This window comes from Rhizorhabdus sp. GW822-FHT03C02, assembly GCF_058801765.1.
In genome coordinates this window covers 1-15,926 of sequence record NZ_JBXANN010000026.1, presented here as the reverse complement: position 1 = coordinate 15,926, position 15,926 = coordinate 1, and the positions used below count along the sequence as shown (strand labels likewise).

15 protein-coding genes are annotated in these 15,926 nt (G+C 66.5%); 9 read left to right on the top strand and 6 right to left on the bottom strand.

Translation table 11 applies throughout. From position 1 onward, the window contains the following. Positions 1 to 357: 357 nt before the first annotated feature. From AC1RM6_RS30285 to AC1RM6_RS30270, 4 genes are all read left to right on the top strand, one after another. On the top strand, positions 358 to 1,443 hold the full coding sequence (locus AC1RM6_RS30285) for an NAD(P)H-dependent amine dehydrogenase family protein (protein ID WP_493108398.1): 1,086 nt from the start codon (positions 358 to 360) through the stop codon (positions 1,441 to 1,443). 14 nt (positions 1,444 to 1,457) lie between these two features. Further along, positions 1,458 to 2,243, top strand: a complete 786-nt coding sequence (locus AC1RM6_RS30280; RefSeq protein ID WP_493108396.1) for an SDR family NAD(P)-dependent oxidoreductase — start codon at positions 1,458 to 1,460, stop codon at positions 2,241 to 2,243. 23 nt (positions 2,244 to 2,266) lie between these two features. After that, positions 2,267 to 2,746, top strand: a complete 480-nt coding sequence (locus tag AC1RM6_RS30275) for a nuclear transport factor 2 family protein (RefSeq protein ID WP_493108394.1) — start codon at positions 2,267 to 2,269, stop codon at positions 2,744 to 2,746. Positions 2,747 to 3,120: 374 nt separating this feature from the next. Continuing rightward, on the top strand, positions 3,121 to 3,342 hold the full coding sequence (locus AC1RM6_RS30270) for a hypothetical protein (RefSeq protein ID WP_493108392.1): 222 nt from the start codon (positions 3,121 to 3,123) through the stop codon (positions 3,340 to 3,342). 89 nt (positions 3,343 to 3,431) lie between these two features. Here AC1RM6_RS30270 and AC1RM6_RS30265 read toward each other — a convergent pair whose 3' ends face one another. Both AC1RM6_RS30265 and AC1RM6_RS30260 read right to left on the bottom strand, forming a co-directional pair. After that, positions 3,432 to 3,914, bottom strand: a complete 483-nt coding sequence (locus AC1RM6_RS30265; RefSeq protein WP_493108390.1) for a YcxB family protein — start codon at positions 3,912 to 3,914, stop codon at positions 3,432 to 3,434. A gap of 363 nt (positions 3,915 to 4,277) precedes the next feature. Then, on the bottom strand, positions 4,278 to 5,030 hold the full coding sequence (locus AC1RM6_RS30260) for an SDR family NAD(P)-dependent oxidoreductase (RefSeq protein WP_493108388.1): 753 nt from the start codon (positions 5,028 to 5,030) through the stop codon (positions 4,278 to 4,280). Positions 5,031 to 5,057: 27 nt separating this feature from the next. Here AC1RM6_RS30260 and AC1RM6_RS30255 point away from each other — a divergent pair, with 27 nt between their 5' ends. Next, positions 5,058 to 5,738, top strand: coding sequence for a hypothetical protein (locus AC1RM6_RS30255; RefSeq protein WP_493108386.1), 681 nt, complete (start codon positions 5,058 to 5,060; stop codon positions 5,736 to 5,738). 72 nt (positions 5,739 to 5,810) lie between these two features. Here the strand turns inward: AC1RM6_RS30255 and AC1RM6_RS30250 are convergent, their stop codons facing one another. Beyond that, a complete protein-coding gene (locus tag AC1RM6_RS30250) occupies positions 5,811 to 6,197 on the bottom strand; it encodes a VOC family protein (RefSeq protein WP_493108384.1) in 387 nt (128 codons plus the stop codon). Between the two features lie 137 nt (positions 6,198 to 6,334). Here AC1RM6_RS30250 and AC1RM6_RS30245 point away from each other — a divergent pair, with 137 nt between their 5' ends. After that, the gene (locus AC1RM6_RS30245; protein WP_493108382.1) at positions 6,335 to 6,871 is read left to right on the top strand and encodes a hypothetical protein; all 537 of its coding nucleotides are present in this window, start codon (positions 6,335 to 6,337) and stop codon (positions 6,869 to 6,871) included. Here AC1RM6_RS30245 and AC1RM6_RS30240 read toward each other — a convergent pair. Both AC1RM6_RS30240 and AC1RM6_RS30235 read right to left on the bottom strand, forming a co-directional pair. Then, positions 6,832 to 8,535 (bottom strand): saccharopine dehydrogenase family protein, encoded by a 1,704-nt coding sequence (locus AC1RM6_RS30240; RefSeq protein WP_493108380.1) that lies wholly within the window; start codon positions 8,533 to 8,535, stop codon positions 6,832 to 6,834. The genes AC1RM6_RS30245 and AC1RM6_RS30240 overlap by 40 nt on opposite strands. Next, on the bottom strand, positions 8,532 to 9,155 hold the full coding sequence (locus AC1RM6_RS30235) for a DUF938 domain-containing protein (RefSeq protein WP_493108378.1): 624 nt from the start codon (positions 9,153 to 9,155) through the stop codon (positions 8,532 to 8,534). The genes AC1RM6_RS30240 and AC1RM6_RS30235 overlap by 4 nt, the downstream gene beginning before the upstream one ends. Before the next feature lie 198 nt (positions 9,156 to 9,353). Between AC1RM6_RS30235 and AC1RM6_RS30230 the strand changes: the two genes are divergently transcribed. Beyond that, positions 9,354 to 10,397 (top strand): rod shape-determining protein, encoded by a 1,044-nt coding sequence (locus AC1RM6_RS30230; RefSeq protein WP_493108376.1) that lies wholly within the window; start codon positions 9,354 to 9,356, stop codon positions 10,395 to 10,397. Positions 10,398 to 10,665: 268 nt separating this feature from the next. Here the strand turns inward: AC1RM6_RS30230 and AC1RM6_RS30225 are convergent, their stop codons facing one another. Further along, complete coding sequence (locus tag AC1RM6_RS30225; RefSeq protein ID WP_493108374.1) at positions 10,666 to 11,667, bottom strand: hypothetical protein; 1,002 nt, start codon at positions 11,665 to 11,667, stop codon at positions 10,666 to 10,668. Between the two features lie 476 nt (positions 11,668 to 12,143). On the opposite strand from AC1RM6_RS30225, the gene AC1RM6_RS30220 reads away from it, so the two are divergent. Together AC1RM6_RS30220 and AC1RM6_RS30215 are read left to right on the top strand one after the other, a co-directional pair. Beyond that, positions 12,144 to 14,561, top strand: coding sequence for a TonB-dependent receptor (locus AC1RM6_RS30220; protein WP_493108372.1), 2,418 nt, complete (start codon positions 12,144 to 12,146; stop codon positions 14,559 to 14,561). Between the two features lie 100 nt (positions 14,562 to 14,661). Continuing rightward, positions 14,662 to 15,828 (top strand): family 43 glycosylhydrolase, encoded by a 1,167-nt coding sequence (locus AC1RM6_RS30215; protein ID WP_493108370.1) that lies wholly within the window; start codon positions 14,662 to 14,664, stop codon positions 15,826 to 15,828. Positions 15,829 to 15,926: the final 98 nt, after the last annotated feature.

Below are 15,926 nucleotides of genomic sequence, written 5' to 3'. Positions count from 1 at the left end.
CGGCTGCATTCCGCGCTCGATTACCTGACACCGGAAGAATATGAGGCGAAGCTGCCAATGCGGGCGGGGCTCGCCCCACCCGCATTGGCCACACTGTGATCTGTTTCCGATTTCCCTGTCTCAACCAAAGGGTGCACTTCAAATGTTCCCGTGTGGACGAGTGGATGCTGAAACAAGTTCAGCATGACGGAACTGGTTATGATGGGTTCGGTCAGTGCCCTGTCCACTTCTGCGCGAACCCCGGCAAATGCCTCCCCATCGCCCCCGCGTCATCTTCGCGCCTGCCCCGTCCGCGCTTGCAAAACGCCCCGGCGATCGGGAAGGTGGCACCTATAATAAGCTAGGTGAGGATTTTCGATGACCGGCCAGGCCACCCATCCCGCGTCCGCAAACGATACGGCTCCCGCGCGCTACCGCGTGGTGCAATGGGCGACCGGCAATGTCGGATCGCGCGCGCTGCGCCGCGCGATCGAGCATCCCGCGCTCGATCTGGTCGGCCTCTATGTCCACAGCGTCGACAAGGTCGGCCGCGACGCCGGCGAGCTCGGCGGGATCGCCCCGAACGGGATCAAGGCGGTCAACAGCCTCGCCGAGGTGATCGCGCTCAGGCCCGACTGCGTGCTCTACATGCCGCACCTCACCAATTATGACGAGATCTGCGCGCTGCTCGAATCGGGCGCGAACATCGTCACCACCCGCGGCGACTTCCACCGGCCCGAGAGCATGGACCCGGCGCTGCGTGCGCGCGTCGAGGACGCCTGCCGGCGCGGCGGCACCTCGATCCACAGCACCGGCAGCAGCCCGGGCTTCGTCACCGAGGCACTGCCCATCGTGCTGCTGTCGATCCAGCGCCGGCTCGACCATCTCCACATCAACGAGTTCGCCGACTGCTCGTCGCGCAACTCGCCCGAGATGCTGTTCCAAGTCATGGGCTTCGGCAAGCCGCCCGAGCAGGTCGGCCAGCATCTGCTCGACCATCTCGGCGAGGCGTTCAGCCCGTCGCTCTATCTGATCGCCGATGCGATCGGCCTGCCGCTCGACGGCATCCGGGTCAGCGGCGGGGTCGCCGCGGCGCGCGAGGACGTCCATATCGCCGCCGGCATCGTTCCCAAGGGCACCGTCGCCGCCCAGCGCATCACCGTCGACGGCCTGCGCGACGGCAAGCCGCTGATGAGCTTCACCGCCAACTGGTATGTCTCGCCCAATGTCGACACCGGCGACGAGACCTGGAATTTCCGCGGCTCGGGCTGGCAGATCCTGCTCAAGGGCGATTGCCCGCTCGACGTCGGCATCACCTATCCGGTCGCCCCCGAAAATTATGCCGAGATGACCCCGGGGCTGACCGCGCACCGTCCGATCAACGCGGTGCCCTATGTCTGCCAGGCCGCGCCCGGCATCCGCACCAGCGTCGACCTGCCGCAGATCATCGCGACCCTGGGCTGAGCTTCGCTGGCCCGATGACGACATCCACGGGCGCCTATGGCTTCGCCGGCGAGGCCGTGCTGGTCACCGGCGGCGCCAGCGGGATCGGTACCGGCATCGCCGAGATACTGGCTGAGGCCGGCGCGACCGCGATCATCGCCGATATCGACGAGGGCCGCGCCCGCGACCAGGCGGCGCGGCTCGCCGAGGGCGGCGGCAAGGCCGGCTATGTCCGGCTCGACCTGGCCGACGAGGCGTCGATCGTCGCCGCCTGCGCGCAGGTCTTCGACGCGCATGGCGCACCCTGGGCGCTGGTCAACAATGCCGGGCTGATGGACCGCCAGCTGCTGCTCGACGGCACCGCCGCCGAATGGGACCGGATCACCGCGGTCAATTCCCGCGGCGTCTTCCTGATGATCCGCGAGGTCGCGCGGCAGATGGTCGCGGCCCGGAAGGACGGTCAGCCCAGGGGCGGGCGCATCGTCAACGTCGCCTCGGCCTCGGTGATCGGATCGATCACGATGGGCCATGCCATCTATGCCGCGTCGAAATCGGCGCTGCTAGGCCTCGGCCATGCCAGCGCGCTCGAACTCGCCCCGCACCTCATCACCGTCAACACCGTGCTCCCCGGCGGGGTCGCGACCCCCGGCGCGATCGGCGCGAAGGGGCCGGTCGCCGAGGGACCGGCGCGACGCCGGCCGCCGCTCGGCATGTGCGAGCCGCGCGACATCGGCGCGGCGGTGCTGTTCCTGGCTTCGCCCGCCGCGCGATCGATCACCAACCAGGTGTTCGCGGTCGACGGCGGCTGGTCGGTGACCTGAACGAGCCTTTGAGAGGATAAGCCATGACCCCGGAGCGGATCACCGACTATCTCGCGATCTGCGAGACCAAGGCGCGCTATTGCCGCACCCTCGATAGCAAGGACTGGGACGGCTATGCCGATGTCTTCACCGAGGACATCATGCTCGACACACGGCCCGCCGGCGGCAATGTGATGCACGGCCGCGAACAGCTGCTGGCCTCGGTCCGCCGCTCGGTCGAGACCGCGAAGACCGCGCACCAGATCCACGGCCCCGAAATCGCCTTCGCCGACGACGGCGACAGCGCCCGGGTCGTCTGGGCGATGCAGGACCGCGTCGTCTGGGGCCCCGAGCGGATCGAGGCGATGGGCAATTTCGGCCACACCGGCTACGGCCAATATCATGAGCTGTATGTCCGCTGCGCCGACGGCCGCTGGCGGATCGCCGAACAGCGGCTGACCCGCTTCCATGTCGACGTCCACCACGACGCGCCCGTCACCACCGCCAGCCATATGGGTGGGTGAGGGGAGCCTGTGGGCCTCTTAAGGGAGGGGTTGGGGTGGGTGCGAGCGCAGCGAGCTTCAACGCTTGAAACAGAACGCGCTCAGCAACCTTGATCCGTTTCAATCACAGTCCTCTCTTCCCAAAATATGCGCTTGTCAGAGCGAGGCAGCCCAAGAGCATCATATTCTAAAACGCCTGGTCCTGACCGATAGCGGACGGCCTCTTTCTCTGGCATGGAAGAGCAATGGGCCGTCACGGCAAAGCTTCATCCCCCGAGGCGACCATAGGTCGTGGCCACACGAAGACCATGGTCACGGCATTGTGGTTCGCAGCAATGTGGGTCGCCTTTGCGGGTTTCTCACTCGCCTCGCTTGTGCGAGGACTCATCCTCATATTGCTGAGCGGTCTCGGCTACTGGGTCGAGACCCGAACCGTGCGGCCGCTGCGATCCTGGCTTCGCGTCGCGCTGGCATCCGCGCTGCTGTTCGGCCTTCTCGTGGTGAGCGTGTCGAACTGGGGTGGGAGCACCGGCCTCGGTGCGATCACATGGGCGATCATGACCGGGCTCGCAGCATTCTGGGCCTATAGCTATGAGCGTATCGAGCCCCGTAGCTGACGATCGCTGGCGACTGACATCGCGGCTCGGAAAATATCGAAAACAAAGACAATCTAGGATGTGCCCTGATCAATCAAATCGGGACATGTCTAGCTTGGCGATGTCGCCGCGGGTTGGCGACCGGCGAGAAGCTCGATCAATTTTCCGATATTTTCCTCGTCCGTAACCCGATCGGGGACGACGATCGCGCACTGGTCGTTTACCATGATGAACAGCCGCGATCCTATCCGCCGATAGGATCTGATCGTGCTCCATTTATATGTGGTCCTGACATCGTTCGTTTGGGCAACCAGGCCGTCCTCCGCGGCGGAAAGGCAGATGTCTTTGTTGTTCTTCTGCGAACGGAGGGCTGGTCCGACGATGAATATCGAAAGCAGCGCAATGGCGGCGATGGCGGAAATCCCATAGTCGCCAATGGCAATACCGGTCACGACGACGGCCATGCCGATCGCCGCCATGATCCCCATCCTGATTCGGATGCTTCGGGCTCCAATCGCGAACGATATCGCCAATGCCGCCGTAATCAGGTCTCCCCGACGATAGGCATAAGGACCGATCCGTTCAAAACCCATTATGCTGCCCCATTTCCCGGTTTGCCGACCAAGAGATGCTCCGATCTCGCATCGGCTATGCCCCTCTGAAACAGCCATCTGCAACCCGAGATCTCAGCCGGTAAGCATATCGTCGGAAGTCCGGCGATTTGGCGATGGATTCGTCGTTGCGCTGGCGGATCGGCGATGGTTCGGTACCGCGTCCGAACGGCCCGGCTGGCCGGCGTCGGCCGCTCGGATCAGGGTGGGTCGCCATTCGACTTGGGCCGCGGCGAAAATGGTGCCGCTCAAGACCCGGAGCGCAGCGTCCTGTATGGACGTGAGCACCGGAAGCGCCGAGCGGCGCCATTTGCAGCCCGGTCCAAGCGAATGGCGGCCCACCCGTCAGTGGGAGCCCATATACCGCCCGCCATTGGTGCTGATCGTCTGGCCGGTGATGTAGCTCGCTTCCTCCGATGCCAGATAGGCGCAGGCGGCGGCGATGTCCTCGGGCTTGCCCACCCGCTTCATCGGCAGGGTCGCGGCGAACGCCTCGACGTCGACCGGGGCGCCGCGCAGCATCGGGGTGTCGATGAAGCCCGGCGGCACCATGTTGAAGGTCACCCCCGATGCGGCATATTCGAGCGCCAGCGCCTTGGTCATGCCCATCAGCCCGCCCTTCGACGACACATAATGCCCTTGCGCGAACGACCCCGACTGGACCGACGACGAGGTGATGTTGATCACCCGGCCCCAGCCCGCTGCGATCATGTCGGGCAGGGCTTCCTTGGTGACCAGCCAGGGGCCGCGCAGGTTGATGCGGATCACCTTGTCGAACAGGTCGTCGTCGGTGTCGAGGAACGGGGTGAACGGGGCGATCCCGGCATTGTTGACGAGGATCGCGATCGGCCCGAGTTCGGCGCGGGTCTGTTCCGCGGCGGCATGGATTGCCGCCTTGTCGGCGCAGTCGACCTCGATCGCGATCGCGGTGCCGCCGGCGTCGCGCACCAGCTGTGCGGTCTCTTGCGCGCCGGCCAGGTTGATGTCCCAGATCGCGATCTTCGCCGTATCTTCGGCCAGCCGCAGCGCGATCCCGCGCCCGATCCCCGATCCCGCGCCGGTGACGACCGCGGTCCGTCCGTTCAATGATCTCGTCATGGTGCCTCTCCCCGGGCATGTTGAACCATGCGCCATCTTAGCCATGGCGGGGGATCAGCGGCGCCGCATAAATGTCTGTGCGGCATGTGGATCGCGAAACACCGCTCGGGCGATTGGCGGCATGCTGATCGCATGGATCCGGCAACCTTCCAAAGATTGAGAAGGAAGGATCGCGCACGTTCTTTCGCGCAACGGGGCCGACCAACAAGCCACGAGCGCCTTGCATTGGCGCGGCCGATCCTTGAATATTTCCTATCGCAATATCGACGAAATTCGGAGGATGAGTCGATGAATATGTCGTCAAGTCAGGCTGGCGGATTGAAATTATCGGAAGCTGTTACATTATTCTCGCAGCAGACATCGACCATGGCGACATTATGGGCGTTTTATACAGCTGGCATTTTCGCGGCGACAGGTTTTGGATCCTCGGTCGCGCCAAAGGGCATGATATCGATCATATTCATATTGGGATTTTGGGCGTTCGCGGGAGGGCATTTGATTCTCTTGCGTCAAAATCTGACCATTCTGGGAGATGTTCGAGAGGATATAAAAGAGCATCTCGCCACGATCGCCGAACCGGTTCAATTCGGCCGCAGCCTCAATTATATCGCGGAGAGACGCAATCCGCCGTGGATTTCGACGGGGGCCCATCTGACCGTCGATCTGTGCGTGACTGTGCTGATCTTGAGCCGTGCGGTCTGGGCATGATGTCGATGGACGGCAGGATATCCTAACCCCGGGGGGCGACGACAACAGAAGCTCAGGCCGGGGGCGTGCGGATCATTCCGCTTCATGGCAGCAGATGCACAGCTTGTTGCCGTCGGGATCGCGGACATAGCCGCCATAATAATCGGGATGATATTCGGGCCGCAGCCCCGGTGCGCCCTCGTCGGTGCCGCCATGGTCGAGCGCCAGCGTGTGGCAGCGGTCGACCAGCGCCCGGTTCGGGGCGAGGAAGGCGGTCATCTGGCCGTTGCCGGCGGTTGCGGGGGCGCCGTCATGCGGACGGGTGACAATGAACAGCGGCCGGTCGGCGTCGGGATGCTTCCAGCCGGCCCAATGCGCATCGGCGAATTTCGGGACGAGCCCGAGCGCCGCGAGCAGCGGCCCGTAGAAGGTGCGCGCCCGATCGACATCGGCAACGCCCAGGGTGGTGTGAGAGAACATCGTCGGGTCCGTTCGCGGCAGTTTCGCGACGTCTATGCCTGTCCGCCGCGCCCCACGGCAAGCGCGCGACGATCGCCCCTTGCGGCCGCCACCGGCTTTGCGCAGAGACGGATGCGACGGGCGGCAGGGGACAGGCAGTGCGCAATTTCGGGTGGATCGGGTTGGCGGCGCTGATGCCGGCCGGCGTCGCACAGGCGGCGGAGCCCGGCGCGGTGCCGGTGCCCGCGGCGGTGCGCGCGATCGCCGGCTGCTGGCACGGCGCCGGTACGGTGATGGGCAAGAAGGTCGACATCGATCTCGCCGCCCGGCCGATCGCACTCGACGCGATGTTCGCGGTCGATGCCGACAGCGCCGCGCAGGGCGACGCCAAGGACCGTTATGCGGTGCACCTCGTCCTCGGCGGTGGCGAACATGGCCCCGAGGTCAAGGAGGAGCCGGTCACCGGCTATTGGGCCGACAGCTTCGGCGGCGGTTTCACCGCGACCGGCGCAGGCCATGTCGAGCCCGGCGGGTTCGAGATCGTCTATCGCTATCCCGACGCCGATTTCATCAACCGGTGGCAATTGGCGGAGGGCAAACTGCGCTGGTCGATCGTTGCGCGTGACGCCGCCGGCCAGGACAAGCCGTTCGCGTCCTACGCACTCGACAAGGTCGCGTGCCCGGCAGCTCGCTGAACCGGAACCTCGTCCGGCCGGAGTATGCCCTTATAGGCGACGATCGGCCCCACCAGCGGCGCGGCGATGGTGACGTCGAAGCGGAAGGCGCCGTCGATCTCGGTCTCGAAACTCGTCCCCGCGGGTAACAGGAAGCCGGGCATCGGAACGCCCAGCAGCGACCAGCGGCGCGGGACCAGCAGCAGCCGATCGCCCTCGACCACCAGCGCCAGCGCGAAGGACGCGATCCCGAACCGCTCGACGATCAGCCGGCTGTTCCGGCCGGTGCCTTCGGACTGGACCGACGCGAAGCTTGTCTCGCCGAAGCGCCGCGTCCAGCGCTCGCCTCCGGCTTCGGGCGCGAAGGCGACCGACACCGGCACCGACGCGGCGACTTTCGGAAAACCGACCAGCGCCGCGAGGATTCGCGCGAGGATCCCGCCGCCGCGCCGCACCTCGGCCTCGCCGGTCCAGCGCCGCGACATCGCGCTGCCATGGAGTTCGCGCAGCCGCGGCGGCAGCGTATCGAACGCCGATCCCAATATCCGGCGATAGAGCGGTGCACCGGGCGCATCGTCGCGAAAGCCGGTGTGGATCGTCCTCCCGCGGAACAGCGCGTCGTAATCAGCGAGGTCGAGCGCGTGCGTTGCCGATCGCGCCCCGGCCGCGGGGCGCTGCCCCTTGTCGATCCGCCGGACGATCGCCTCGATCGCCATCGACGGGATATAGGGGCCGTCGTCGCCCTCGGCGAGCAGATGCCAGCTCCGCTCGACGGCCTCGCCGTCGCGGGTGCCGCGGGCGTGCACGAACATGCCGCCGCGATGCTCGCCGAACCGCATCCGGTTGAGCACCGCGTAGAACAGCCGCGACAGCGGCACCAGCGACGGCAGGCCGAAGCGGGCGCGCGCCTTCGCCAGCAGGTTGAGCAGGCGATGGAGGCTCTCCGGGACCGGCCCCGCGCCCATCCAGATGTCGGTCATCGCCGGATGCTCGGGCGGGATCACCTGCAGGTCGGGCACGTCGACCAGCGAGAAGCGGATATTGCGCAACGGCAGCCGCCCCGGCACCGCTACCGTATAGCGCCGGCTTTCGGCCAGGCCGATGCCGTGCGCGGGCCGGCCGTCGCGCCGCAGCTTCACCGGCGCCCCGGCATAGCCGACCACCGCGCGCATCACGTTGAGGCCGATGCCGGCAAAGGGCGAGGGGGCGATGCCGCCCTCGACCGTGACGATCTCCATGGTCCGGCCGATCTCGCGCAGCACCGCCGCGGTCAGCACCGGAAAGCTGCTGACCCCCGACAGGACGAAGATGCCCGCAGCCCTGGCTTCCGCGTCGAACCGAGACACGCCGAACACGAAGTCGGCGGCGTCCGCGAAGTCGAGATAGTCGGTGCGCGCGGCGATGCAGGCCGCGATCACGCCGTAGAGATCGGCACCATAATCCTGAAACGGCCCCGAGGCGTCGACGACCAGGTCGGGACGATGGTCGCGCAGCCCCGCGGCGATGTCGCGCCGGTCGAGCGCGACCGGGCGCACCCGCGCCTCGCCGCGATAGGCCGTGCACCACGCTTCGGCGCGGGCGAGATCGCGGCCGCAGATCAGCAGCTCGACCCCGGCCATGTCGGAGAGCAGCTCGGCCAGCCGCCCGCCGAACACGCCATAGCCGCCGAGGATCAGGATCCTCACGCCGCCGTTGCCCGCCGCTCGCCGCCTGCGCGCAGCAGTAGCGACAGATTGTTCGCCGGCATCGCGATCACCCGCTCCAGCGTCAGCCCTTCCGCCGCCGCGACTGCGACGACCGTCTCGAGCTCGCGCAGACCCCAGCGCGGGTCGCGGCGCTGGAGGTCGAGGTCGAACGCTGCGTTGCTCGGCGCGGTCTCGATCCCGGCGCGCCGATAGGGGCCGTAGAGATAGAGCAGCCCGCCCGGCAGCAGGGTCGCCGCGGCGCCGCGCACCAGCCCCAGCGTGCTCTCCCACGGGCTGATATGGACCATGTTGATGCACAGCACCGCATCGGCGCGCTCGACCGGCCACGCCGCCGCCGCATCGAGCGCGATCGGCGCGCGGATATTGGCCAGGCCCTCGTCGGCGACATGAGCCGCGATCGAGGCGCGGGCGGCGGGATTGGGGTCGCTCGGCTGCCAGTCGAGATGCGGCAGGCTGCGCGCGAAATGGACGACATGCTCGCCGGTGCCGCTGGCGATCTCGAGCACCAGCCCGGAGGCGGGCAGCGCATCGCGCAGGATCGCCGCGATCGGTTCGCGGTTGCGCGCGGCGGCGGGCGAGCTCTGGCGCGGGTCGGTCATCGGGGCATCCTGCTGGTCATGATAACGATCCGCGCATAGCGTTTGCGAAGGGGTTCCGCATAGCGTCGCGAACGACACTCGGCTCATCGCTGCGACGAGGTGCCGGTCGTGGAAATACGGCGCCCCGGCGAAGGCGCGATTGACGCTCGCGGGGGCGCCCCGCACCCCAACGCCGGATCCCCATAAATTGGCATATTGATGTTTCTTTCCCGAATATTGAACCTGAACGCCCATGACATGGCGATCGATCTCGGCACGGTGAACACCGTCGTCTATCTGCGCGACCGCGGGATCGTCCTCAACGAAGCCTCGGTGGTCGCGCTCGAGACCCGCGACGGGGTGCGGCGGGTCAAGACCGTCGGCAACGACGCCAAGCTGATGATGGGCAAGACCCCTTGCGGGATCGAGGCGATCCGCCCGTTGCGCGACGGGGTGGTCGCCGACATCGGCGTCGCCGAACAGATGATCAAGCATTTCATCGACAAGGCGCTGGGCGGATCGACGCGCCTGCCGCGCCGGTCGCGGATGGTGCTGTGCGTGCCGTCGGGATCGACCAAGGTCGAGCGCCGCGCGATCCGCGACGCCGCGATCAATGCCGGCGCCTCCGAGGTGTTCCTGGTCGAGGAACCGATGGCGGCGGCGATCGGCGCGGGGCTGCCGGTGACCGAGCCGACCGGGGCGATGGTCGTCGATATCGGCGGCGGCACCACCGAGGTCGCGATCCTGTCGCTGCGCGGACTCGCCTACAGCACCTCGGTGCGCTTCGGCGGCGACAAGATGGACGAGGCGATCGGGTCGTTCATCCGCCGCAAGCACAGCCTGATGATCGGCGAAGCCACCGCCGAGCGGGTCAAGCACGGCATCGGCGCCGCCAGCGCCCCCGACGAGAGCGACGAGACCGCGATGCGGGTCAAGGGCCGCGATCTCGCCACCGGCCGGCCGACCGAACTCGAGATCACCCAGGCCGAGGTCGCGCATGCGATCGCCGAGCCGGTCGGCCAGATCGTCCGCGCGGTGATGACCGCGCTCGAAAACACCGCCCCCGAACTCGCCGCCGACATCGTCGATCGCGGCATCGTCCTGACCGGCGGCGGCGCGCTGCTGCGCCGGATCGACCGGGTCATCGCCCAGGCCACCGGCCTGCCGGTGACGGTCGCCGACGACGCGCTGATCTGCGTGGCGATGGGGGCAGGGCAGGCGCTCGAGGACGGCCGCTATGCCGGGGTGCTCGCCAGCGCCTGACGCCGGAGCGAGTCGGGTCCCTGCCGCGTCGCACCGGGCTTGTTGCCGTCGGCGCTGACATAAACACTTCTGAGCCTTCTCCCGTTCTTCACGGGAGAAGGTTGGATGAGGGTCTTCTTCTTGTTCTTCTTCTGCTTTTCTTCCTCCCGGCATAGTGGGCAGAAGAAGAAGACCCTCACCCGGCCTCTCCCGCGAAGAGCGGGAGAGGGGCAGAAGAAGCTCCCGCGCGGCTAAGTTAGCGCCCCTGGGAACCGCCCGCGGATCGACTTTATGGGACGACGCTGTAGGACTTGGTCTCGAGCCGCGACTGTTCCTTGAACCCCAGATATTTGCGGTAGCTCGCGCGGCGCACCAGCCCGTTGGTCGCGTCGAGCGTGAGCAGCATCTCGTTCTTCGCCTCGAAGCCTTCGAGCTTGGCGACGGCCGCGGTCATCGCATCGCGCTGGGCGGGGGCGATCTCCGCCATCGCCTTTTCGAGAAAGGCGGCGGCGGCGCGCCCGATGTCGGCCGGGTTCGACGCGCTGTCGGTTGCGATCAGCAGTTCGTCGGGACCGGCCTCGCGCAGTTCGACCGTGCCCGCGATGGCAAGCTGGGTGCCGACGATCGGCAGGGTGATTTCGGTCTGAAACGGCAGCGCGCGGCCGCGGGTCAGCATGACGCCGCCAAAGCCGAACAAGGTCTGCGGATCGTCCATGACGACCTCGCCGAGCCGCTCGTCGCTCATCTCCCGATACATATTAGCGATTCCGGTGATGGCCTTGCGCATGACGTCGCGCTCCGCCTGAGGCTTGGTGGCGAGATCCTGATCGATCGACGCGACCATCAGGTCGAGCGCGGAGGACAGCAACGCGCGCATCTCGGCGATGTTGATCACCTTGATCGGCGTGCCCTGCGCATCGGTCTGGATCAGCGCGGTCTTGCCGATCGCCGCTGCCCCCACCCGCTCCATCAGCGCCTGCCGGTCGGGCGCGGTGTGGATGCTGACCGCCTTGGTCGTCCAGCGCAGCACATAGCCCTCGGCATTGCGCTCGGCGAATATCAGTTCCTCTTCGCTGGTCGACTGTTCGGCCGGGGTTTCGGCGCCGTGGCGGACGTTGATCACCTTGCGCTCGGAATGGAGGTGGATCGGCTTGCCGATCGTCGGCGCGAACGGAATCGTCACCGGCTTCACGGCATCCGCGCTCGCCGCGCGCGACGGGGCGGAGAGGGCGGGCGACGCCGTGGGCAGGCCCGCCGCCAGGACCAGCATCGACGCATGGAGAAGTTTCATCATACCCCCTGTCGCACCGGCCCCGTGGCGAGGCGAATCGCGGCGCGTTGCCGACCCTATTACCGCCCCGGATCGTCCGTGCCACTGGCGCCGATGGGAAAGGCGCAGGCACCCGCGGGCGACCGCGACGCAGATGAGCTCGCCGGGGAGCGACCTTATTGTCCGTCAAATCGATCGGCATCGTCGCGGTTCCGGGCGATGCCCGGCGGGCCTCCAAAACTGGCGATGCGGTGCGGGCTGTCGCCATTCCCGGCCAGGCGGGCGAGGCCCGGTCGGCCATGGGGTTGGATCACCTTCAAGATTTTAACAGTTCAATAACTGAATACCTCTTTTTTCGATGGTCATAATATCCTATGCAATCCCCACGGGGGCGGCATCGTCTCCGCGAATCGACAGCTAATGTCAGACAAGATCGCGACCGCCGGCCACAACGACGGGCCAGTAACAGGCGGCGTGGATCGAGGGAGGGGATAGTCATGAAAAACCATGCGATATTTGCGTTCTGTGGCGTCAGCCTGATGGCGATGGCGGCGAGTGCCGGTGCCCAGACGGTACCGGCGAAGGTGCCGGCCGAAACCGAGTCCCTGGCGGCCGACGAGATCATCGTCACCGCGCGCCGCAAGGACGAAAGCCTTCAGGACGTTCCGCTGACCGTCAATGCGGTCAAGGCCGAGGAACTCGCCAAGCTCAACATCCGCCGGTTCGAGGATATCTCGACGGTGGTGCCCGGCCTGACGCTGGCGACCAACGCCAACGGCATCGGCGGCACCGCGTCGGTGCGCGGCGTCAATTACGACGTCAACGCCTCGGGCAACAACGGCACCATCGAATTCTATTATAACGACGCGCCGATCTCGGCCGGCAATCTGTTCCAGGCGATGTTCGACGTCGGCCAGATCGAGCTGCTGCGCGGGCCGCAGGGCACGCTGCGCGGCCGCGCCTCGCCGTCGGGGTCGATGACCGTCACCACCCACCGCGCCAGCCTGCAGGATATCGGCGGCTATGTGACCGCGACCGGCACCAGCATCGGCGGGATCAACGCCAATGGCGCGATCGGCGTGCCGCTGGTCAAGGATGTGCTCGCGATCCGCATCGCCGGCGTCGTCGACGAGAATGAGAGCAACCGGGTCAAGAGCGTCAACAACGGCACCAATCCTTTTTCGCGGACCAAGGGCGGTCGCATCACCGCGCGGTTCGAGCCGACCGACACGCTGTCGTTTGATGCCGGCTATCAGAAGCTGATCCAGAAGGTCCGCAATTTCGACCAGGTCGAATCGCTGCGCGCGACCGATCCGAGTGCGGTGGCGAGCCCGACCTTCATCGACGGCAATGATCGGCTCGCGGTCGAGGACACCCCGCGCCGTTTCCGCCAGCAGTTCGACAATCTCAACCTGCGCGGCGAGTGGGCGTTCGCGGGCCAGAAGCTCAACTATGTCGGCGAGCGCAACAAGCAGAAATTCGACGTGTTCGCGCCGTCCGACACCGGCGACGTGTTCGGTCCGGCCTTCCCGGCCTTCCTCCAGGGCTATGGCCAGCAGACCAACAGCCGCGCCAAGACCTGGGCGCACGAGCTGCGGCTGTCGTCCGAGGAACAGATTTTCGGCATGTTCGACTATATCGTCGGCGCCTTCTACCAGAAGGCCGATTTCCCGACGAGCCTGACCACCCCGACCCCGGTGCTGTTCGGGCTGCCCTCGACCACGGTCGGCGGCATCATCAACCTGACCCCGGTGGTGCGCGGTGGCGGCAGCAAGGAGAAGTCGGCGTTCGGCAACCTGACCTGGCATCTGGGCGAGGCGACCGAGGTGTCGGGCGGCCTGCGCTATATCGACTACAAGGCGAACGGTTCGCTGAGTGTCGCCGGCAGCGTGCTGGCGGCGGCGGCCGAGAATACCGACGAGAATACCGTGATCTATTCGGGATCGGTCAAGCACCGCTTCAGCGACGATTTCATGGTCTATGCCAATGTCGGCAGCTCGTGGCGCCCTCCGATCCAGGCCACCGGCGATTTCAGCCTCGCCCGGTCGGCGCGCGAGAACAGCTTCGTCAACCTGCCGCCCGAAAAGTCGAAATCCTATGAGCTGGGCTTCAAGTCGAGCCTCATGGAGAAGCGGCTGCGGTTCAACGTCTCGGCCTATCACCAGGATTACAAGAACTACCCCTATCGCTCGTCCTCGGGGGTGTTCTTCGTCAACACCACCGCCAATACGACGACCACCCCGATCAGCCTGGTCCAGTCGGTGAGCAGCTTCAACTTCGTCGCCGCGGTCCCGGTCAAGGTCAACGGCGTCGAGGCCGAGGCCTCGTTCAAGATCATGGACCGCTGGGACATCGGCGCCAATGGCAGCTACGCCAAGAGCAAGATCAAGAATGGCGTGATCCCGTGCAACGATTATTTCCCGCGCGACGGCGTGCCCGACAGCGCCTCGACCGTGCCGACGGTGGGCCAGATCCAGACCGCGACCGGCGGCGACACCATCTCGGCCTGCGCGGTCAGCCTGCGCGCATCGCTGGCGCCGCTCTGGAGCGGGACGGTCACCTCGGAATATTCGGTGCCGCTCACCGATCGCATCGACGGCTATCTGCGCGGGCTGCTCTCCTATTACGGCAAGTCGCAGAACGATCCGACCAACGCCGTCGACGATGTGAAGGCCTATGCGCTGCTCAACCTCTATGCCGGCATCCGTTCGCCCGACGGTGCGTGGGAAATGTCGCTCTACGGCAAGAACATCACCAAGACCGAGCGGGTGCTCAGCCGCACCCCGACCGCGCTGACCGCGACCTACAATATCGGCCGCACCGGCGCGATCGGCAGCTCGACCTATCGTGGCATCACCTACACTGCGCCGCGCGAATTCGGCCTCAACCTGCGATACGCCTTCGGCGCACGCTAAACGATTCACCCCGATCCCTTCCCTGGGATAAACCTGGGCCGGCCCGTCACCCGACGGGCCGGCCGATTTTTGCTCGACGACCGACTGCGGAAAGGCGCCCATGACCGACATCAACCGACGCGAACTGATGATCGCCGGCGCCACCCTGGCGGCGGGCGCGGCGGCGCCCGGTCTCGCCCAGCCGCCGCAGCCGCGGCGGTCCTTCACTCCGGGCGCGCCCTGGCTCGACACCGCCGGCAAGCCGATCCAGGCGCATGGCGGATCGATCCTGCGGGTCGACGGCCGCTATTACTGGTATGGCGAGAACAAGGAATTCACCACCGGCAAGACCAAGATCTGGACCTGGGGGGTGCGCTGCTATGTCTCGGACGATCTCTACAACTGGCAGGATCTCGGGCTGATCATCCCGCCCGACGAAAAGGACGTGACGTCGCCGCTGCACCCGTCGGCGGCGCTGCTCGACCGGCCGCACATCATCTACAACAGCCGCACCAGGAGCTTCGTCTGCTGGGTCAAGATCATGGGCAAGGCCAGCCAGACGCGGACGGTGCTGGTCGCCGACCGGATCACCGGGCCGTACCGCATCGTCCGGCGCGACATCCGGCCGCTCGGCATGAGCGCGGGCGATTTCGACCTGGTGGTCAGCCCCGATGACGGCAAGGCGTATATGTACTTCGAGCGGGTCCACAGCGAGATGATCTGCGCCGACCTGACCGACGACTATACCGATCTCACCGGCTATTATTCGACCCATCTGCCGCGCCCGGCGCCGCCGGCGGTGCGCGAGGGGCCGGCCTGGTTCCGCCGCCGCGGCAAACATTATCTCGCGACTTCGGGCACCACCGGCTATTTCCCCAACCCGTCCGAGATCGCGGTCGCCGACAGCTATCATGGCCCGTTCGCGACGCTCGGCGATCTCCACCCCGGCGACCGCTCGCGCACCTCCTATAATTCGCAGATCAGCTCGGTCTTCCGCCACCCGGCCAAGCGGGATCTCTACATCGCGCTCGCCGACCGCTGGATCGGCCCGCGCACCGACCCCGATTTCCTCAGCGGCGAGACCTCGCGCCTCGTCCAGGCCGGGATCGGCAAGGCGATGGCCCAGCCGCGCGAGCAGGCGACTCCGGCGGAGGCCGCGGCGATGCGCAACCTCGCGCTCAACATCGACACCTCGCAGTCGCGCTATGTCTGGCTGCCGATCGTCTTCGACAAGGACCGCCCGCTGATCGCCTGGCACGACGAATGGCGGCTCGAGGATTATGCCTGATACTAACGCCTGACCCCCTTTTCCGTTCGTGTCGAGCGTAGTCGAGACATATGTGGACGGCCCCCACTTGCAAGAGGTTTGAGCGGACAGATTGATCG